The following is a 19,217-nucleotide window of genomic DNA, read 5'->3' as shown; positions in this document are numbered from 1 at the left end:
TTTTCAATACCCCTGAGCCTTGCGGCCGTAGGTTCATTCGATCGTCAGCGCTTCGTCGACAAGCGCGGCTTGCTGTGCCTTGTGGGTGGAGGCCAGGCCCGTCGCGGGCGAGGCCGAAGTGGCGCGGCCCACGTAGCGCGGGCGCGGATGCTCGGCCTTGATGCGGCCAAGGACCCATTCGATGTTCGGCTCGATGAAGGACCAGGCGCCCTGGTTCTTCGGCTCTTCCTGACACCAGATCATCTCGGCCTGCTTGAAACGTTCCAGCTCCTTGACGAGGCTGATCGCCGGGAACGGGTAGAACTGTTCGACCCGCAGCAGGTAGACGTCATCCAGACCGCGGGCGTCGCGTTCTTCGAGGAGGTCGAAGTAGACCTTGCCCGAGCACATGACGACGCGCTTGATCTTGTCGTCCGCCACCAGCTTGGTTTCCGAATGCCCGGTTTCCGAGTCGTCCCAGAGGACGCGGTGGAAGGACGAGCCTGTGGTGAACATCTCCATCTCCGAGACGCACAGCTTGTGGCGCAGAAGCGACTTCGGCGTCATCAGCATCAGAGGCTTCCGGTAGGACCGGTGCAGCTGGCGACGCAGGATGTGGAAATAGTTCGCGGGCGTGGAGCAGTTCGCGACGATCCAGTTGTCCTGTCCGCAGAGCTGCAGGAAACGCTCAAGGCGGGCGGATGAGTGTTCCGGCCCCTGGCCTTCGAAGCCGTGCGGCATCAAGCAGACGAGGCCGGACATCCGAAGCCACTTCGATTCACCGCTTGAGATGAACTGGTCGAACATGATCTGCGCGCCGTTGGCGAAGTCGCCGAACTGCGCTTCCCACAGGGTCAGGGCGTTCGGTTCAGCCATGGAGTAGCCGTACTCGAAGCCCAGCACCGCGTATTCGGACAGCGCGGAGTCGATCACTTCGTACCGGGCCTGGCCTTCGCGGATGTTGTTCAGCGGGTAATAGCGCTCTTCCGTCTCCTGGTTGACGAACGCGGAGTGGCGCTGGCTGAACGTGCCACGTGTGGAGTCCTGGCCGGCCAGACGGACGGGATACCCTTCGAGCTGGAGCGAACCGAAGGCCAAGGCCTCTGCCGTCGCCCAGTCGAAACCCTGTCCCGTCTTGAACATCTGTGCCCGTGCGTCGACCAGTCGGCCCACGGTCTTGTGCAGCGGGAAACCGTCCGGAACGGTCGTCAGGGCAGAGCCGATCTTCTGGAAGGTCTCTTCCTTGATCGCCGTCTTGCCGCGCTGGTACTTGCCCTCTTTCTGCTTGTCGAGGTGCGACCAGCGACCGTCCAGCCAGTCGGCCTTGTTGGGCTTGTAGACTTTGCCTGCCTCGAACTCCTCGTTCAGCTTGGCCTGGAACGCGGCTTTCATGTCCTCGATCTCGCCCTCGGGGATCAGACCGTCCTTGACCAGCCGTTCCGTGTACAGCGTCAGCGTCGTCTTCTGCTTCTTGATCTTGTTGTACATCACCGGGTTGGTGAACATGGGCTCGTCGCCCTCGTTGTGACCGAAGCGGCGATAGCAGAAGATGTCGATGACCACGTCCTTGCCGAACTTCTGGCGGAACTCGGTCGCGACCTTCGCGGCGTGCACGACGGCCTCCGGGTCGTCGCCGTTGACGTGGAAGATTGGTGCCTCGACCACCAGCGCGTTGTCGGTCGGGTAGGGGGACGAGCGCGAGAAATGCGGCGCGGTGGTGAAGCCGATCTGGTTGTTGACGATGATGTGCATCGTGCCGCCGGTGCGGTGACCGCGCAGGCCCGACAGGGCGAAACATTCCGCCACGACGCCCTGACCGGCAAAGGCCGCGTCGCCGTGCAACAGGATCGGCATGACCTGCGTCCGGTTCACGTCGCCGAACTGGTCCTGCTTGGCGCGGACCTTGCCCAGAACGACCGGGTTCACGGCTTCCAGGTGCGATGGGTTCGCCGTCAGGGACAGGTGCACGGTGTTGCCGTCGAACTCGCGGTCGGAGGACGCGCCGAGGTGGTACTTCACGTCGCCCGAACCGTCCACGTCTTCCGGCTTGAAGCTGCCGCCCTGGAACTCGTTGAAGATCGCCTTGTAGGGCTTGTTCATCACGTTCGCGAGCACCGACAGGCGGCCACGGTGCGGCATCCCGATGACGATTTCCTTCAGTCCGAGGTTGCCGCCGCGCTTGATGATCTGTTCCATCGCCGGGATCAGGGATTCGCCGCCGTCGAGACCGAACCGCTTCGTGCCCATGTACTTGACGTGTAGGAACTTTTCGAAGCCCTCGGCCTCCACCATCTTGTTGAGGATCGCCTTGCGCCCCTCACGCGTGAAGTGGATCTCCTTGCCGTAGCCCTCGATCCGTTCCTTCAGCCACGAGGATTGCTCCGGGTCCGAGATGTGCATGTACTGCAGTGCGAAGGTGCCGCAATAGGTGCGTTTCACGATAGACACGATTTCGCGCAGGGAGGCGATCTGCAGCCCCAGAACGTTGTCGATGAAGATCGGGCGGTCCATGTCGCTTTCGGTAAAGCCGTAGGACTTCGGGTCGAGCTCCGGGTGATTGGACGTGTCGCGCAGACCCAGCGGGTCGAGGTCGGCGGCGAGGTGGCCGCGGATGCGGTAGGCCCGGATCAGCATCAGCGCGCGGATCGAATCCAGAACGGCGCGCTGGATCGCCTCGTTCGAGACGGAAACGCCCTGCTCATTCGCCTTCGCGGCAATCTTTTTGGCGGCGCCCTTCGCCTCTGCCGGGACGGCGGGCATCGGCCATTCGCCGGTCAGGGCCGCTGTAAGGTCGTCTTCCGGCGCGGGCGGCCAGTCGGAGCGCGCCCAGGAAGGGCCTTCCGCCTCGCGCCGGACAGAGGTTTCATCGTCGCCCAACTGTTTGAAAAACGCCGCCCAGGCATCGTCAACCGCGCTCGGATTGGCGGCATAGCGGGCGTACATCTGTTCCAGGTACTCCGCGTTGTGCCCCTGCATGAAGCTGGAGGCGCGGAAAAGGTCGTTCGGGCTTTGGTCGGTCATTGGGGCACCTCTTGTGGGTTGGGACCGTATTCGTTGGGACCGGGTTTCACCGAGGGAGGCAAGGCCCTCGACAGGATTGTGACCGGGAGAGAGGAGGGGCGCATCCTCATTCCTCCCCACGGGCAAGCGTTGTTCGATAGGTCAGCACCGCATGCGTGACCGACTGGTCGGCGGGCGACAGACGCAGGGTCAGGCTGCGCAAGGCATCGCGGGTTTCACCGTCCGGAGAGGTCACGGCGTCCCTTGCCTGCCAGTGGCGCGTCAGGGCGTTCTCGTAAACCGGCATGACCTCGAAGCGACGCGCAAGGCCGTCGACTAGGTCTTCGCTGGGACCCTGCAGGACAAGCGTGCAGGACAGCATCGACTCGCCCTCTGCCTGCTCGGCGTAGAGGGCGGAGGTCAACGCACCGACGGTGGTGTGCCGCATGATCCGGGCCTGCGGTGCCGCGGGATCCGTGGCGAGGATGGCACGCTGCCAGCGCAGCCGGTGACCTGCCAGAACCGCCTTCGGATCGGCATCGCCCTGCTGGTTGGTGAGGAAATCGATCCGGGTTGCGAAATCGGCCAGAAGCTCCACCAACGCTTCGCGGTCTTCGTCCTGCGCCTCTCGCCAGTCGCTGCCGAAATCGACCTGCGACAGCGGCGTGGCAACGGGCGAGGCGCAGGTCGCGTTCTGGAACTGGACCAGCATGGCGGCGGTGTCGTCCTCCTGCGCGGAGGCCGGCAGCGATACGCACCACAGGGCCGCTGTCAGGGCCGCCGTGCAACGAGACATGGAAAGTGACCTGTTGATCATGCCACGCCCTCCTGCATCTGGCGGCCAGCGGACTGTTGCAGGAACAACGCGTCGTAGCAGGCCTGCAGTTCCGCCCATGCGCGGGTGAGGTATCCCTGCGGATCTTCTGCCATTGCCGCGTCCTTGGCGTCCTCCTCCTGGATCATGATCGGGCGGAAAGCGAGTCTTCCGGGATCGTCGCGTCGGACAAGGCCTCTCTGGAAACGTTGCAACCCATTGAATACCGTATCGAATTCTTCGCGGAAGTCGCGTTCCAACGCAATGCCCTCTTCCTCTGCGGAGAACAGGGCCTGATGCAGAGCGACCGATTTCGCGACACAGCGAAGCCGCGCCTGCATGCCTTCGGAGACGGGGCCGCGCGGCACGAGTTCGTCCCACAGAATGAAAGCCCCGACCACGCCGACGAACGCGATGATGATGCGCAGTCCGACCCTTCTCTTCGGTTGTTCGGGCGACATCATCGCACGGCTCCCCGAGGGAAATGGTCGGGCGACCGGTTGGATTGCGAAGCGACGGTCGGGCGAAGGCGCGCCAGGACACGCGCATCCATCTGCCCGGTCAGTGGGGCGGGTTGCGATGTCGTGAATGCGTACAGGCCGCACACTGGCGGTGCGGTCCGTACGGAACAGGCTCCTTGATGTGCCATGCTATCCATCGCTCCCGCCTTTCCCCGGGGCTCGTTCTTGGGGTGTGGCCCGGGCGATCCGTGGTGTCGCACGCGGCCTGTCTTAAGGTCGGGAAGTGAAGAGCGCGGAAACGGTCGCATTCGTCCTCCACCGTCCGGGTGGGCCGGGTGTCCCTTGCGGGCCACCCGATCCGGTCAGCCATTCTTGATGGCTTCGAGCACGGCCTCGCCGAGCGTGGCGGGGCTGTCCGCCACGACGATGCCGGCGGCCTTCATCGCTTCGATCTTGTCATCGGCACCACCTTTGCCGCCGGCGACAATGGCGCCCGCGTGGCCCATGCGGCGCCCCGGAGGTGCGGTGCGGCCCGCGATGAAACCGGCGGTCGGCTTCCAGCGGCCCTTTTTCTTTTCGGAGGCGAGGAACGCAGCCGCGTCCTCTTCCGCCGATCCGCCGATTTCACCGATCATGATGATCGCCTCGGTTTCGTCGTCCGCCAGGAACCATTCCAGCACGTCGATGTGCTCAGTGCCTTTGATGGGATCGCCGCCGATGCCGACGCAGGTCGACTGGCCGAGGCCGACGTCGGTGGTCTGCTTCACGGCCTCGTAGGTCAGCGTGCCGGAGCGGGACACGACGCCCACTTTGCCGCGCTTGTGGATGTGACCGGGCATGATGCCGATCTTGCAGGCGTCGGGCGTGATGACGCCGGGGCAGTTCGGGCCGATCAGCGTCGATTTGGAGTTCTCCAGCGCGCGCTTGACCTTCATCATATCGAGCACCGGGATGCCCTCGGTGATGCAGACGATCAGTTCCATCTCAGCGTCGATCGCTTCGAGGATTGAGTCGGCAGCGAACGGCGGCGGCACGTAGATCACCGATGCGTTTGCCTCGGTCTTGGCTTTGGCTTCGTGCACGCTGTCGAAGACGGGAAGGTCGAGGTGGGTCTGACCGCCTTTGCCGGGCGTCACGCCGCCGACCATCTTGGTGCCGTAGGCAATGGCCTGTTCCGAGTGGAAAGTGCCCTGCGAGCCGGTGAAGCCCTGGCAAATGACTTTGGTGTTTTCGTCGATGAGAACGGCCATGATGTACGCTTTCTTCGTGGAGTGAATTACGGGGTTTCGGGGGCCCGGGCGCCAGTGCCTCGGGCCGGACATGCAAACGGGACCGCGCGGGCGTGTGCCTGCGGGTCCCATCTCGGGGTGATGTTTGCCGTGTCAGTGGCGCCGGACGCTCGGACGTTTACCGCCGCGCGCGACCGGATGCTTCGTCCAGCAGGCGTGTCAGCAGCAAAGCCGTGCCGCCCAGAACGAGCGAACGACCGATCTGGTCGGTGACATTGGTGGGTGCGAAGGCCTTCACCGTGTCGCGGGCCTTGCGCGCGTTGATATGCCGGCGCTTGGATGTGGTTTGGTCCGTAAACGGCGTCGGGTTCGGCACATGGCCGATGCGCGGCTTGACCTTCAGCAGAACGGCACCGATCCCGATCAGCGCGCCGCCAAACACCAACGGCGTCCAGCGGTCCGTGTTCTTCGCCGCTGGCGTGGTGATCCGCTTCAGGGCCGCGCGACCCGGCAGGTCGCCATGACGTAAGATCTTGTTCATCCGAGTTCCCTCCATTGAAGAGACAACCCTGAAAACCCGTTCCAGGTTCCGCGGCGGAAGCAATGCCGTCACGACCGCCAGAGCGGTCGCGGCGTCTTGCTGCGGACATGTGGAAGGGGAGGGTCATGTATCGTCCCTGTGCAAGGAAGGGAGACGGCCGGCATTCCCTGAGGTCCGCCGGCGGTCAGGTCAGCCCTTGACGGCTTTCACGATCTTCTCGGCGCCGTCTTTGAGGTCGTCGGCGGCGATCACGTTCAGGCCGGAGTTCGCAATGATCTCTTTGCCTTTCTCGACGTTCGTGCCTTCGAGACGGACGACAAGCGGGACTTGCAGGCCAACCTCCTTCACTGCGGCGATGACGCCTTCGGCAATGATGTCACAGCGCATGATACCGCCGAAGATGTTGACGAGGATGCCTTTGACGTTCTTGTCCGAGGTGATGATCTTGAACGCCTCGGTCACCTTCTCCTTGGTCGCGCCGCCGCCCACATCGAGGAAGTTGGCAGGCTCGGCCCCATAAAGCTTGATGATGTCCATGGTCGCCATGGCAAGGCCCGCGCCGTTCACCATGCAGCCGATCTCGCCGTCGAGGGCGATGTAGTTCAGGTCGTACTTCGACGCCTGCAGTTCCTTGGAATCTTCCTCGGTCTCGTCACGCAGCTCGGCCACTTCGGCCTGGCGGTACAAAGCGTTGCCGTCGAAGCCCAGCTTGGCGTCCAGCACCTTGAGCGTGCCGTCTTTCAGGACGATCAGCGGGTTGATTTCGAGCATCTCCATGTCCTTCTCGACGAAGGCCTTGTAGAGGATGCCCATCAGCTTCACGCAATGCTTCTGGCCGGCCTTGTCGAGACCGAGCGCAAAGGCGATGCGGCGGCCGTGGAACGGCTGGTAGCCGGTGGCCGGATCGACGGAGAAGGACAGGATCTTTTCCGGGGTGCTCGCGGCCACTTCCTCGATGTCCATGCCACCCTCGGTGGAGCACACGAAGGAGATGCGGGAAGTCTGGCGGTCCACCAGCAGCGCAAGATACAGCTCGCGCTCGATGTCGGAGCCGTCCTCGATGTAGATGCGGTTCACCTGCTTGCCGGCCGGGCCGGTCTGGTGGGTGACGAGCGTCTTGCCCAGCATCTTCTTGGCTTCTTCCGCCGCTTCTTCCACGCTCTTGGCGAGGCGCACGCCGCCCTTCTCGCCCGCGTCGGCCTCCTTGAAGGAGCCCTTGCCGCGGCCGCCCGCGTGGATCTGCGCCTTGACCACCCAGAGCGGGCCATCGAGTGCACCTGCCGCGGTCTTTGCTTCTTCGGCTCTCAGGACGACGCGTCCGTCCGACACCGGAGCCCCGTAGCTGCGCAGAAGTGCCTTGGCCTGATATTCGTGGATATTCATGGGTACGTGATCCCCGTGCTTGCTGCGATTTGCATCGGGTATAGGCACGCATTGCGGGTGGGGTTAAACAAAAAATGCCAATGAACGTGAAAAAGGGGTTACTTTCCGACATCTGTGATCACAGCCCGGAAAAGTGTGATCACAAGCATTGGCGGTGTTAGCGTTTGTCAAGGAATCAAGCGCTATCTTGTCCCAAAGGCGTCGGCGGCCTAGGCTGAGAGCGATTTATGGGGAGCGTGCAGGAGAATGGCTTCGGCATTTTGTCGATCAGCGGTGATTGCAATGGCACTGGGCATTTTGCCTGTGCAGGAGGCGCTGGCAGATTGGGGCGCGCTTGGTGAAGGCGACGGTATCGGGCAAGGCGCGCGGGGTTGCACGACCATCGGCGGAGCCCAAGCCTGCCTCATCCTCAGGTGCGACGCGGGCGATCTGGGATGGGCGATGACCCTGCCAGACATGCCGGACGACGGGCAGCTGGGCGTCTCTCTTGCGATCGGCGGGACGACCTACACCCTCGACATGGATATCTCCGGTATGATTGCCGCGTCTGACTTCAATGCCGACCGTGACGATGCTCTGGTCGAGGCGCTCGGGCGTGGCGTTCTGGCGACCGTCGGATTGGACAGGGGCCGTATCGCGTCTTTCCCTCTGCCTCTGAAAGGGTCGTCGAGGGCGCTGGTGCGGGTGCAAGACGCGTGCCGGAAAAGCGGGGAAGACAAGGCTGGGACCGAGCGTCCCGTTCCGGGGCAGACTTCCGACCGCTTCGTGCCGATGTTCGGAGGGAAGGGGTCTGCCGACGACGTGTCGCGGGCGGCCGTCCTACTTGCCGACCAGCTGGAGGTCATCGGACCCGATGGCATCTTGTCCATAACGCGTCTGCCGGTGAGCGAGGGTGTCGCTCTCCTGGCTATCGAGACCGGCCCGTCAGAGATGTATGGCGCGTCCGGAACATCCGTGAGCCTGGCCATCGTCGAGGATGGAGCGGCGTGGCAGATCGCGCAGCATGTCGGGACAGTGATCTGGGCGGATAGCGCAAATCGGACCGAGGGGTGGCCGGATCTGTGGATGCAACCGGTCGGCGGGGTGGACATGCCATTTGGCGTTTGGCGGTGGACCGGAGAGGGCTATGCGAAAGTGACGAGCGTCGACCCCTGACACGAAAATGCCGGCCCCTTGCAGGGACCGGCATCAAATGACGTGTTGCGTCTGGCCCGTCAGGCCAGCGTGCTGTCGATGCCCTTGCACGCTTCGACGAGGCCCTGAACGGCCTTGACGGAGGTGTCGAACATCTCCTGCTCTTCCTTGTTGAGCTTGATGTTCACCACCTTCTCGATGCCGCCGGCGCCGATCACGGTGGGCACACCCACGTACATGTCCTTGACGCCCAGGTCGCCGTCGCAGTGGGCCGCGCAGGGCAGGACGCGCTTCTGGTCCTTGAGGTAGGCTTCTGCCATCTCGATGGCGGAGGTCGCCGGTGCATAGTAGGCCGAGCCGGTCTTCAGCAGGCCGACAATCTCGGCGCCGCCGTCACGGGTCCGCTGGACGATCGCGTCCATCTTTTCCTTCGTGGTCCAGCCCATCTCGATCAGGTCAGGCAGCGGGATACCTGCGACGGTCGAGTAACGTAGGGAGGGCACCATCGTGTCGCCGTGGCCGCCCAGGACGAACGCGGTCACGTCCTTCATGGACACACCGAATTCCAGCGACAGGAAATGGCGGAAGCGGGCGGAGTCGAGCACGCCTGCCATGCCGCAGACCTTGTTCGCGGGCAGGCCGGAAAACTTCTGCAGAGCCCAGACCATCGCGTCGAGCGGGTTGGTGATGCAGATCACGAAAGCGTCCGGCGCGTTGTCGCGGATGCCTTCGCCGACGGATTTCATGACCTTCAGGTTGATACCCAGCAGGTCGTCGCGCGACATGCCCGGCTTGCGCGGCACACCGGCGGTCACGATGCAGACGTCTGCGCCGGCGATGTCGGCGTAGTCCTGCGTGCCCTTCAGCTTGGCGTCGAAACCCTCGGACGGCCCGGATTCGGCGATGTCGAGGGACTTGCCCTCGGGGATGCCTTCGGCGATGTCGAAGAGGACGACGTCGCCGAGTTCCTTCATTGCAGCAAGGTGGGCAAGTGTGCCACCGATCTGTCCCGCGCCGATCAGGGCGATCTTGGGTCTGGCCATGGATTTGATCTCCGGTCCTGCTAGAATTTGCCAGTTGCCTACGCCGCTTACTGACGCAACGCAAGAGCGCGGCACCGCAGCGAAGCGCCGTTAGGGCTATCATACCCGGGACGGCTGCGTTAAAGCCCGGTTTGCGCGGCGTTTTAGAGGAGAGTGGCGTGGAACTGGTCAATTGGACCGTCATCGCTTTCTGCCTTCCCGCGGTCGTCTTCGCAGGCATTTCCAAGGGCGGCTTCGGGTCCGGGGTCGCTTTCGCGAGCAGTTCGATTCTGGCGCTAGTGCTGCCACCGGAGGTGGCGGTAGGGCTGATGTTGCCGCTGTTGATGATGATGGATGTCACCAGCCTCTGGGCCTACTGGAAGAAGTGGGACTGGGAGGTGGCGAAGATTCTGCTGGTCGGGTCGATCCCGGGCACGATCCTCGGGGCGCTGTTCTGGGCCTGGGCCGACCCTGACGCGATCAGATTCCTGATCGGGAGCGTGGCCCTGTTGTTCGTGGGCTGGCAGGCGGCCCGGTCCACAGGTCTCATCAGGCTGGGAATGCGCTTTGGACCCAAGACCGGCGTGACGTCGGGAGTGGTTCTCGGTTTCACGAGCTTTGTCAGCCACGCCGGCGGACCGGCGGCTGCCGTCTACATGTTGGGGCAAGGGATTTCGAAGACGTCCTACCAGGCCACAACCGTGCTGGTTTTCTGGGCCGTGAACCTCTTCAAGTCTTTCTTCTACGCCTTCATGGGCATTTTCACGCACGAAACTCTGATGCTGGATCTGATCCTCGTGCCCTTTGCGATACTCGGGACGTGGATAGGCATTCGGGCGCATCACATGTTGCCAGAGCGGGTTTTCTTCGGGATCACGTATGTCGCGCTGACGCTGACCGGGGCAAAGCTTATCTGGGACGCGCTGACCTGAGATCCACGATACGGGCACGACTGTTCAGGATCGTGCCCGGTTCACTTCATGCATCGTCTCCTTTGGGCGGGAGAACTTCGGCCAGTTCCTCGAACGCCTGGCCGGACGCCACCAGGCAGGTGATGCCGTTGGACATGGTGACAGTGATCGTCCAGGATCCGCTTTCGACCGAGGCGAAAACCTCCATCACGGCGTTGTTGGAGCCAAGACCCATGCTTTGGCGCGTTTCACCGTATTTGTCTGCGAGCCGCTCCACCACTTTCTCGCGCGGGGCGCAGTGCTGAAGCTGTTGCGCCTCTACGAGAGATGCTGCGCCCAGAATGAAACCTGCGGAGAGCAGACCCAATTTCATCGTTATCATCGTCTTGACCTTTCGGCTCTTGCGCTCCGTCAGACGGAGAACGCTGTGTGAGTCCTCTCGGTTCCCGGGCGCCGACCCTGTCTGGAAGCGCCCCTCGATCATTCGTCGTCGTATTGGAACGACCTGCGAACATCCTCTGCCTTGACCGGCTTAAATCCGGTTAATGCGGCGCGCGCTGGATCAAATGCGAACCAATTGCCTGAAAACCGCGCCTCACAACGCACCGCATTCTGCAATGCAGCGAGTTTTCTCTTGAACTTTCCGGCAAAAAATGTGCATCCCAACGCAATAAAGTTGCGCAAGGAGACTCAGATGGACATGGCGACCCGACCTTTCCGGTCCGTTCTATACATTCCCGCCTCCAAGGAGCGCGCGCTCGAGAAGGCGCGTTCGATGCCGGTCGATGCCATCATCTTCGACCTCGAGGACGCCGTCGCACCGGAGGAAAAGCCCGCCGCCCGTGCCACTCTCGCCGATGCGCTGAAGACGTCCTACGGCCAGCGCACCCGGATTGTGCGGATCAACGCGCTCGACACGGAATGGGGGCTGGATGACGCGAAGGCGGCGACCGCGATGAACTGTGACGCAATCCTCCTGCCCAAGGTGGAGACCCCCGCGCAGCTCGACCGGTTGGCGGAGATCACCGACAAGCCGCTCTGGGCAATGATGGAGACGCCCATGGGCATGCTTAATGCCAGGGACATCGGCGCGCATCCCCGTCTGCAGGGCATGGTCATGGGCACCAACGACCTTGCAAAGGAACTTAACGCGCGCTTCCGCGCGGACCGCCTGCCGATGATCACCGGTCTGGGGCTCTGTGTGCTGGCGGCGAAGGCGTTCGGGAAGGTCGTAGTCGATGGCGTCTACAATGCCTTCAAGGACGACGACGGACTGAAGGCCGAATGCGCACAGGGCCGTGACATGGGTATGGACGGCAAGACGCTGATCCACCCCGCACAGGTCGACATCACCAATGCCGCCTTCGCGCCAGACGAGAAGGAGATCGACCTCGCCCGCCGCCAGATCGAGGCCTTCGAAGACGCGAAAGCCCAGGGGCAAGGCGTCGCGGTGGTGGATGGCAAGATCGTAGAGAACCTGCACGTCGAGACCGCGAAGAAGACCCTCGCCAAGGCGCAGGCCATTGCTGCGCTCGCTGGATAAGGGCAGGGTGCGCACCGACCAGGACGAGGAACTTAACCATGCTTCTGCTGATTCTGGGTGTTGCGCTCTGGTGGGCCGCGCACCTCTTCAAACGCATCGCACCGGGCGTACGAGAGCCCATGGGCAACAAGGGCAAGGGGGTTGTCGCGCTCGCGCTCGTCGCCTCCATTCTTCTCATGATCTTCGGCTACCGTATGGCCGACGGTGCATTCTTTTGGGGGCGTCACCCGGCGACGGTCGGGATCAACAACCTCATCATGCTCTTTGCTCTGTACCTGACGTCGCCGGGACCGAAAAAGGGTGCACTGTTCTACAAATTGCGCCACCCGATGCTCCTGGGGTTCCTTCTCTGGACTCTGGCGCACCTGCTGGTGAACGGTGACGTTCCGTCCTTCGTCCTGTTCGGCGGTCTGGGCCTCTGGGCCGTCGTGGAGATGATCGTCATCAACCGTGCCGAACCCGGTTGGGTCGCTCCGTCCAAAGGCAGCATCGCGAAGGACGCCATGTTTATGGCGATCTCTCTCGTGCTGCTCGTTGTGATCGGCTATGTCCATGGGCTGATCGGCCCACCTGCATTCGGGTAACCTCATGAAACTTTACCGCTTCTTGTCCGAGGACGATACCTCGGCCTTCTGCCACAAGGTCACGGCCGCGCTGAATGCCGGCTGGGAGCTTTACGGCACGCCGACCTATGCCTTCGACGCGGCCAACGGGGTCATGCGCTGTGGCCAGGCGGTCGTGAAGGAGGTGGACGGCACCTATGCCCCCGACATCAAGTTGGGAGCGTACTGATGCAGAAGACCAATCCCGGACGCTTCTTCGAGGACTACAAAGTCGGGCAGGTCATAGACCACGCAGTGCCACGCACCGTGTCGGGAGGTGAGCGTGCACTGTATCACGCGCTCTACCCGATGCGCCACGCGCTTTATTCCTCGGACGAGTTCTCAAGGTCTTGCGGTCTGCCGGGTGGGCCGCTGGACGATCTTGCTGCGTTTCATATCGTCTTCGGCAAGACGGTGCCGGACGTGTCGCTGAATGCCGTCGCAAACCTCGGCTATGCCGAAGGGCGTTGGCTTAAGCCGGTTTGGCCGGGCGACACGCTCCGCGCGTCGTCGGAAGTGATCGGTCTGAAGCAGAACTCGAATGGCCGTACGGGTGTGGTCTACGTCCACTCCAAAGGCTTCAATCAACGCGACGAATGCGTGATGGAGTACAAGCGTTGGGTCATGCTGCGAAAGCGCGACCTTGACGCGCCCGCACCGGATGCCGTCTTGCCGGACCTGAAATCGGTGCTGGATCCGGCGGACCTTGTGATCCCCGAAGGGTTGGACTTCACGAATTACGACGACACGCTGGCAGGCGAACCGCATCGCCTTGGCGATTACGAAATCGGCGAGAAGATCGACCATGTCGACGGTGTGACGATCGAGGAAGCCGAGCACATGATGGCGACGCGCCTGTGGCAGAACACGTCGAAGGTGCATTTCGACGTCACCGCCCGGCCGGACCAGCGCCTGATCTACGGCGGCCATGTCATCTCCATGGCGCGGGCGTTGTCGTTCAACGGTCTTGCCAACGCGCAGATGATTGTCGGGCTGAACGGCGGCGCGCATGCCAATCCCTGCCTGGCCGGGAACACCGTCAAGGCATGGTCGGAGGTGCTGGACAAGGCAGAGACCTCCGCGCCCGGTGTCGGCGCGATCCGTCTCAGGCTGGTGGCGACAAAAGGGGGCCGTCCGTTCGAGCTGAAGGGGCCGGATGGGAAATACCTTCCGGATGTGCTGCTTGATCTCGACTATTGGGCATTGATGCCGGTCTGACGACACCGGGCCCATGGCCGGTTCCGTTTGGTCGAGGTTGTTGGCGCATGGCCACTACCTCGCCGTGAGATGGCCGAAGTAAGTCGCCGTACCTAATGGCGTTGCGCGACTGCACTGGGGTGATCCGACGCCCTTTCCCGACCGAATCTCTCATGATCGCGACATGTGTAACGGCGCCGCCGCACTGCGGCGCCGTTACCGCCAAAGTGTGATCACGGCCCTGCAAGCCGTGATCACAAATCGGAAAAATCCGCCTATTTGTGCCAAAAAACCGCAGCTAGCAGCGCGCAGCCCACGTGACAGCGCAGCAAAAGCCACTAAAACGGGGGCAACGGAATTCAACGCAAGGACATGACCATGGCCGACGTGAACCGGGGCAACCGCCCGCTTTCGCCCTTCATGATCGGGCAATACTACCGCCCGCAGATGACATCCATCTCGTCGATCATGGTGCGCATTACCGGCATCGCCTCACTCGGCACCGCAGCTCTGCTGGTTCTATGGCTGCTCTGCGCCGCCACATCGCCCGACGCTTACGCCGTGGTGAACGGCATCCTGACCAGTTTCATCGGAGACGTCCTGATGCTGCTGGCAAGCTGGGCTATCTGGTATCACATGCTGGGCCGTCTACGCCACGTGATCTGGGACCTTGGATACATGGTCGAGATCGAGCCGTCCGAAATGATGGGCTGGATCATGTTCATCGGTGCCAGCGTCATGGCGATCTTTACCGCAATCGTGGTCTGAGGAGGAACGGTCATGCAATATCTCACGGATCGCAAGCGCGCTCAGGGCCTCGGGTCGGGACGCACCGGGACCCAGTTCCACAAGCGAATGCTGGTGACCTCCATGGCTCTGGTCGTGCTGGTGCCGCTGTTCGTCTTCAGCTTCGGCTCGGGCTTCGGTGGAAGCTACGAGGACGTACAGGCGTTTTTTGCCCGTCCGTTCCCGGCAATCATTACGGCCCTGATGCTGGTGGTTGGCGTGATCCACTTCAACGGCGAAGCGCAGGAAGCGATCGAGGATTACGTACACGGCACCACCGGCAAACTGCTCGCGGTCGCGGTGACGGCGTTCTCCTACGTGCTGATCGCGGCGGGGCTGTTCGCGCTGGTCAGACTGGCGCTCTAACGACTTTTCGGGCGGAGCGACGGCCCCACGCCGGTCTGGACGCGCGCCAAAGACACGAGGCTGACACATGGCTGCATACGAATACGAGACGCACGATTACGACGTCGTTGTTGTGGGTGCCGGCGGCGCCGGACTGCGCGCCACGCTGGGCATGGCAGAGCAGGGACTCAAGACCGCCTGCGTGACCAAGGTCTTCCCGACCCGGTCGCACACCGTCGCCGCGCAGGGTGGCATCGCCGCGTCGTTGTCCAACATGGGACCCGACAACTGGCAGTGGCACATGTACGACACGGTAAAGGGGTCCGACTGGCTGGGCGACACCGACGCCATGGAATACCTCGCCCGCGAGGCACCGAAGGCCGTTTACGAGCTTGAGCACTACGGCGTCCCGTTCTCGCGGACCGAAGAAGGCAAGATCTACCAGCGCCCCTTCGGCGGTCATACCACCGAGTTCGGTGAAGGCCCGCCGGTGCAGCGCACCTGTGCCGCCGCCGACCGGACCGGCCACGCGATCCTGCACACGCTGTACGGCCAGTCTTTGAAAGAAAGCGCCGAGTTCTACGTCGAGTACTTTGCCATCGATCTCCTGATGGAAGACGGCGTTTGCAAGGGTGTGCTGACCTGGAAACTGGACGATGGCACCTTCCATGTCTTCAACGCCAAGATGGTTGTGCTCGCCACCGGCGGCTATGGCCGTGCTTATTTTTCGGCGACTTCGGCGCACACATGCACCGGCGACGGCGGGGGCATGGTGGCGCGTGCGGGCCTTGCCTTGCAGGACATGGAATTCGTTCAGTTTCACCCCACCGGCATCTACGGTTCCGGCTGCCTCATCACCGAAGGCGCGCGCGGCGAGGGCGGCTATCTGACCAACTCCGAAGGCGAACGCTTCATGGAGCGGTACGCACCGACCTACAAGGACCTCGCGCCGCGTGATTACGTGTCCCGCTCGATGACGATGGAGATCCGCGAGGGCAGGGGCGTTGGCAAGGACGGCGACCACATCCACCTGAACCTCAGCCACTTGCCGGCAGAAGCGCTGGCCGAACGTCTTCCGGGCATCTCCGAGTCCGCGAAGATCTTTGCCGGTGTCGATGTCACGAAAGAGCCGATCCCGGTTCTGCCGACAGTGCACTATAACATGGGCGGCATTCCGACCAACTACTGGGGCGAAGTGCTGAACCCGACCGAAGACAACCCGACCGCCGTGGTCCCAGGCCTGATGGCCGTGGGCGAGGCAGGGTGTGCCTCGGTGCACGGCGCCAACCGTCTCGGCTCCAACTCGCTGATCGACCTCGTGGTGTTCGGGCGTGCGGCGGCGATCCGTGCCGGCAAGGTGGTCGACCGTGACTCTGCCATCCCTACCGCGCCCAAAGCCCAGATCGACAAGGCGTTCGACCGGTTCGACGGCCTGCGGTACGCGCAGGGCGGCACGCCGACCGCCGAACTGCGCCTGGAGATGCAGAAGACCATGCAGGCCGACGCCGCTGTGTTCCGCACATCGAAGACGCTTGAGGACGGCGTCGAGAAGATGACGGCCATTGCCGGCAAGATCGACGACCTGCGTGTGACCGACACGTCGCTGATCTGGAACTCCGACCTGATGGAAACGCTGGAACTGACGAACCTCATGCCCAACGCTCTGGCGACGATCGTCGGGGCCGAGGCCCGCAAGGAATCGCGTGGTGCCCATGCGCATGAGGACTTTACCGAGCGTGACGACGACAAGTGGCGCGTGCACACCGTGGCGCGTGTCTCTGGAAACGCCGTCGATCTGTCCTATCGTCCTGTGATTGTTGATCCGCTGACCACCGAAGACGAGGGTGGGATCAGCCTCAAGACTATCGCACCAAAGGCGAGGACATTCTGATGCGACACCTGGCAATCTTCACCGCAGCTTTCACCGCCCTCGCGGCACCCGCATTGGCCAACGGCTACGGGCAAGGAAGCGCTGTTCAGGATTGCCAGGCCTACGCGAACGGCGTGGGGTTCTCCGGGGCAAAAAGCGGATATGCAGCCGAATATCAGGCCGCTTACGATGCCTGCCTTTCGCGTTACAGTGGTGGCTACGCCGGTTATATCCCGTCGCCGCACCGCAACCGCGCACGGATCGCCGGCACCTGCCCGCCGGGCGCTCCAAAAATGTATCGGGGAACGCTCTATTGCCTGAATTGATGCTCAAGGCCGTCGCAGGGCTTTCGCTGGGCCTGGTGCTTGGCGCGTGCACGCCGCAGGCGCAGGACGCCGTGGCGCGTGAAGCCGCACGGTCGACCGTTTCCCGCGTGGTCGTGAACCGTTTTCCCGGGGTGCCGGTGCAACCGGCCATCGACTGCGTGATCGACAACGCCGATGCACCCCAGATCTACGCGCTGGCGGCGGACACCGTCGGCGGCCCGACCGAAAGCTCGGTCCAGATCGTTACCCAGATCGTCTCGAAACCCGAGACCGTTACCTGCCTGGCGACCGAAGGCCTGCCAGCCCTGCTTCGATAAGGAGAGAGAGATGGTTCAATTCACGCTCCCCAAGAACTCCAGAATCCGCACCGGCAAGACCTGGCCGAAGCCGGAAGGGGCGACCAACGTCCGGGCGTTCAAGATCTACCGCTGGAACCCCGACGACGGAGAGAACCCGCGCGTCGACACCTATTTCCTGAACATGGATGAATGCGGTCCGATGGTTCTGGACGCGCTCATCAAGATCAAGAACGAGGTCGACCCGACGCTGACCTTCCGCCGCTCGTGCCGCGAGGGGATCTGCGGGTCCTGCGCCATGAACATCGACGGCATCAACACGCTGGCCTGCATCTACGGTCTCGACGAGATCGACGGCGATGAGGTCAAGATCTACCCGCTGCCGCACATGCCGGTGGTCAAGGACCTGATCCCTGACCTGACGCACTTCTATGCCCAGCATGCTTCCATCATGCCTTGGCTGGAGACCAAGACCAACCGCCCGGCCAAAGAGTGGAGGCAGTCCATCGAGGATCGCAAGAAGCTCGACGGCCTCTATGAATGCGTGATGTGTGCGTCCTGCTCCACGTCCTGCCCGTCTTATTGGTGGAACGGCGACAAGTACCTTGGCCCCGCAGCGCTTCTGCATGCCTATCGCTGGATCATCGATTCCCGGGATGAAGCCACGGGCGAACGCCTTGATCAGCTGGAAGACCCTTTCAAGCTGTACCGCTGCCACACAATCATGAACTGCACGAAAACCTGCCCGAAGGGTCTGAACCCTGCGAAGGCCATTGCAGAGATCAAGAAGATGATGCTGGAACGCGCCGTCTGATGACCGAGGATCCGCGCGCCTACAACAGTCCGGAGGAGCTGGCAGAGCTGCTTCGGGCGATGGCCGCGCGGATGCATTACCTGAACAGGGTGGCCTTGGGTGAGAGCAGGTTCGCATGGTGGTATGCCGAACTTCTTCGCTCTGCGGCCCAAATGGCGGTTCTCCTGAAAGACAAGGAAACACAGCAAAGATTTGGGGATGGCTGGCAGGAGGGCTCTGGTGAGGATCCTCGGGCGGCTTTTTTGGCGCTTCTCGACAAGGAGCTGTCGAAACGGTGACGCACGTTGACTTGAGTCATGACCTGTGCCGCCGAAGATGTTATACTGGTCCAACAATCTGGAAGGGAGAGTTTCGATGGACGTGATCCGCGACGGCCTCTCCGGGGGCCATCAAGACAACACGCAAGACAAGCAGACCGACGCCCGCCAAAGCATGGTGCGCGACGGCAACGTCGTGCGCCTTAGACCCGAGTCGAGAAGGGTCCCTCACCCGGGGCCGGCGCGCTTCGACGACTGTCCGAAATCGGCGATGCGGTTTGCGTTGGGTCGTGACTAGAAATCCGGCCTGACGTCACAAGACCATGAGGGTGCCCTTGCGGCACCCTTTTTCGTTCCCGATCAAGGCCATGCCCTCTGTGCATGGCGTGTTTGACCAAAAGGGGGATGTCGCTGCAGTGCAGCAGGCGTATCTGGGGCCACGGGAGGAACCACGACAAGAAAGGTCATTCCCATGGCGAACGTCCGCCCCCTGAAAGAGCAGCAACCCACAAAGGCCCAGGCCGCGCTGGCCGCCCTCGATGAGGCATGGTCCTACTACATGCCCGAAAAGCGCCTTGTCGCGTTGACCCCGGAATACGAAGACCTGCCGCTGGCAAGCTGACATGACATATTCGGCCAGGCGTCACGCGCGGACCTAATCTCGGCGCGTGGCGTAAAGGGCCGATACACCTCTGCGTTGAATTTTT

Annotated in this window: 24 protein-coding genes; 15 read left to right on the top strand and 9 right to left on the bottom strand. The window is 62.7% G+C overall.

Features of this window, described 5'->3' with window-relative positions; genetic code table 11:
* Window positions 1–33: 33 nt before the first annotated feature.
* The 6 genes from ABFK29_RS17335 to sucC form a co-directional block, all read right to left on the bottom strand.
* The gene (locus tag ABFK29_RS17335) at window positions 34–3,000 is read right to left on the bottom strand and encodes a 2-oxoglutarate dehydrogenase E1 component (protein WP_005858964.1); all 2,967 of its coding nucleotides are present in this window, start codon (window positions 2,998–3,000) and stop codon (window positions 34–36) included.
* Window positions 3,001–3,106: 106 nt separating this feature from the next.
* Complete coding sequence (locus ABFK29_RS17330; RefSeq protein WP_157136481.1) at window positions 3,107–3,775, bottom strand: hypothetical protein; 669 nt, start codon at window positions 3,773–3,775, stop codon at window positions 3,107–3,109.
* Between the two features lie 17 nt (window positions 3,776–3,792).
* Window positions 3,793–4,257 carry a hypothetical protein gene (locus ABFK29_RS17325; protein WP_005858960.1) on the bottom strand — a complete coding sequence of 155 codons (465 nt, stop codon included), beginning with the start codon at window positions 4,255–4,257 and terminating at the stop codon, window positions 3,793–3,795.
* A 359-nt stretch (window positions 4,258–4,616) separates the two neighbouring features.
* Entirely contained in the window at window positions 4,617–5,504 is an 888-nt protein-coding gene (gene sucD, locus ABFK29_RS17320) for a succinate--CoA ligase subunit alpha (protein WP_005858958.1), read from the bottom strand.
* 157 nt (window positions 5,505–5,661) lie between these two features.
* On the bottom strand, window positions 5,662–6,024 hold the full coding sequence (locus ABFK29_RS17315; RefSeq protein ID WP_005858956.1) for a hypothetical protein: 363 nt from the start codon (window positions 6,022–6,024) through the stop codon (window positions 5,662–5,664).
* Between the two features lie 189 nt (window positions 6,025–6,213).
* Window positions 6,214–7,407, bottom strand: a complete 1,194-nt coding sequence (sucC, locus tag ABFK29_RS17310) for an ADP-forming succinate--CoA ligase subunit beta (RefSeq protein WP_005858954.1) — start codon at window positions 7,405–7,407, stop codon at window positions 6,214–6,216.
* Window positions 7,408–7,689: 282 nt separating this feature from the next.
* Between sucC and ABFK29_RS17305 the strand changes: the two genes are divergently transcribed.
* Window positions 7,690–8,562, top strand: a complete 873-nt coding sequence (locus ABFK29_RS17305; RefSeq protein ID WP_005858952.1) for a hypothetical protein — start codon at window positions 7,690–7,692, stop codon at window positions 8,560–8,562.
* A gap of 59 nt (window positions 8,563–8,621) precedes the next feature.
* Here the strand turns inward: ABFK29_RS17305 and mdh are convergent, their stop codons facing one another.
* Window positions 8,622–9,584: a malate dehydrogenase gene (mdh, locus tag ABFK29_RS17300; protein ID WP_005858950.1), complete on the bottom strand. Its 963-nt coding sequence runs from the start codon at window positions 9,582–9,584 to the stop codon at window positions 8,622–8,624.
* A gap of 158 nt (window positions 9,585–9,742) precedes the next feature.
* On the opposite strand from mdh, the gene ABFK29_RS17295 reads away from it, so the two are divergent.
* Window positions 9,743–10,495 (top strand): sulfite exporter TauE/SafE family protein, encoded by a 753-nt coding sequence (locus ABFK29_RS17295; RefSeq protein ID WP_005858948.1) that lies wholly within the window; start codon window positions 9,743–9,745, stop codon window positions 10,493–10,495.
* A gap of 46 nt (window positions 10,496–10,541) precedes the next feature.
* Here ABFK29_RS17295 and ABFK29_RS17290 read toward each other — a convergent pair whose 3' ends face one another.
* A complete protein-coding gene (locus ABFK29_RS17290) occupies window positions 10,542–10,847 on the bottom strand; it encodes a hypothetical protein (RefSeq protein ID WP_157136488.1) in 306 nt (101 codons plus the stop codon).
* A gap of 107 nt (window positions 10,848–10,954) precedes the next feature.
* Window positions 10,955–11,158, bottom strand: coding sequence for a hypothetical protein (locus tag ABFK29_RS17285; protein WP_157136480.1), 204 nt, complete (start codon window positions 11,156–11,158; stop codon window positions 10,955–10,957).
* Between the two features lie 10 nt (window positions 11,159–11,168).
* Here ABFK29_RS17285 and ABFK29_RS17280 point away from each other — a divergent pair, with 10 nt between their 5' ends.
* From ABFK29_RS17280 to ABFK29_RS17220, 13 genes are all read left to right on the top strand, one after another.
* The gene (locus ABFK29_RS17280) at window positions 11,169–12,017 is read left to right on the top strand and encodes an HpcH/HpaI aldolase/citrate lyase family protein (RefSeq protein WP_040604559.1); all 849 of its coding nucleotides are present in this window, start codon (window positions 11,169–11,171) and stop codon (window positions 12,015–12,017) included.
* 38 nt (window positions 12,018–12,055) lie between these two features.
* Window positions 12,056–12,601, top strand: coding sequence for an NnrU family protein (locus ABFK29_RS17275; protein ID WP_005858941.1), 546 nt, complete (start codon window positions 12,056–12,058; stop codon window positions 12,599–12,601).
* Between the two features lie 4 nt (window positions 12,602–12,605).
* Window positions 12,606–12,809 carry a DUF1737 domain-containing protein gene (locus ABFK29_RS17270; RefSeq protein ID WP_005858939.1) on the top strand — a complete coding sequence of 68 codons (204 nt, stop codon included), beginning with the start codon at window positions 12,606–12,608 and terminating at the stop codon, window positions 12,807–12,809.
* On the top strand, window positions 12,809–13,837 hold the full coding sequence (locus tag ABFK29_RS17265; protein WP_005858937.1) for a MaoC family dehydratase: 1,029 nt from the start codon (window positions 12,809–12,811) through the stop codon (window positions 13,835–13,837). The genes ABFK29_RS17270 and ABFK29_RS17265 overlap by 1 nt, the downstream gene beginning before the upstream one ends.
* Before the next feature lie 357 nt (window positions 13,838–14,194).
* Window positions 14,195–14,584 carry a succinate dehydrogenase, cytochrome b556 subunit gene (sdhC, locus tag ABFK29_RS17260; protein WP_040604558.1) on the top strand — a complete coding sequence of 130 codons (390 nt, stop codon included), beginning with the start codon at window positions 14,195–14,197 and terminating at the stop codon, window positions 14,582–14,584.
* Window positions 14,585–14,596: 12 nt separating this feature from the next.
* Window positions 14,597–14,968 (top strand): succinate dehydrogenase, hydrophobic membrane anchor protein, encoded by a 372-nt coding sequence (sdhD, locus tag ABFK29_RS17255; RefSeq protein ID WP_005858933.1) that lies wholly within the window; start codon window positions 14,597–14,599, stop codon window positions 14,966–14,968.
* Between the two features lie 67 nt (window positions 14,969–15,035).
* Window positions 15,036–16,838, top strand: a complete 1,803-nt coding sequence (sdhA, locus tag ABFK29_RS17250; protein ID WP_005858931.1) for a succinate dehydrogenase flavoprotein subunit — start codon at window positions 15,036–15,038, stop codon at window positions 16,836–16,838.
* Complete coding sequence (locus ABFK29_RS17245; protein WP_005858929.1) at window positions 16,838–17,143, top strand: hypothetical protein; 306 nt, start codon at window positions 16,838–16,840, stop codon at window positions 17,141–17,143. Before sdhA ends, ABFK29_RS17245 begins: the two co-directional genes overlap by 1 nt.
* Complete coding sequence (locus ABFK29_RS17240) at window positions 17,131–17,460, top strand: hypothetical protein (protein WP_347099706.1); 330 nt, start codon at window positions 17,131–17,133, stop codon at window positions 17,458–17,460. The genes ABFK29_RS17245 and ABFK29_RS17240 overlap by 13 nt, the downstream gene beginning before the upstream one ends.
* Window positions 17,461–17,470: 10 nt before the next feature.
* Window positions 17,471–18,253 (top strand): succinate dehydrogenase iron-sulfur subunit, encoded by a 783-nt coding sequence (locus tag ABFK29_RS17235; protein ID WP_005858925.1) that lies wholly within the window; start codon window positions 17,471–17,473, stop codon window positions 18,251–18,253.
* Entirely contained in the window at window positions 18,253–18,531 is a 279-nt protein-coding gene (locus ABFK29_RS17230) for a hypothetical protein (protein ID WP_005858923.1), read from the top strand. Before ABFK29_RS17235 ends, ABFK29_RS17230 begins: the two co-directional genes overlap by 1 nt.
* A 76-nt stretch (window positions 18,532–18,607) precedes the next feature.
* Window positions 18,608–18,808 carry a hypothetical protein gene (locus tag ABFK29_RS17225; protein ID WP_005858921.1) on the top strand — a complete coding sequence of 67 codons (201 nt, stop codon included), beginning with the start codon at window positions 18,608–18,610 and terminating at the stop codon, window positions 18,806–18,808.
* A 174-nt stretch (window positions 18,809–18,982) separates the two neighbouring features.
* Window positions 18,983–19,132, top strand: a complete 150-nt coding sequence (locus tag ABFK29_RS17220) for a hypothetical protein (RefSeq protein ID WP_005858919.1) — start codon at window positions 18,983–18,985, stop codon at window positions 19,130–19,132.
* Window positions 19,133–19,217 lie beyond the last annotated feature (85 nt).

The sequence above is a fragment of the Sagittula stellata E-37 genome (assembly GCF_039724765.1).
In the GTDB taxonomy this organism is placed as follows: Bacteria; Pseudomonadota; Alphaproteobacteria; order Rhodobacterales; family Rhodobacteraceae; genus Sagittula; species Sagittula stellata.
This window is presented reverse-complemented; position numbering and strand designations above follow the sequence as displayed.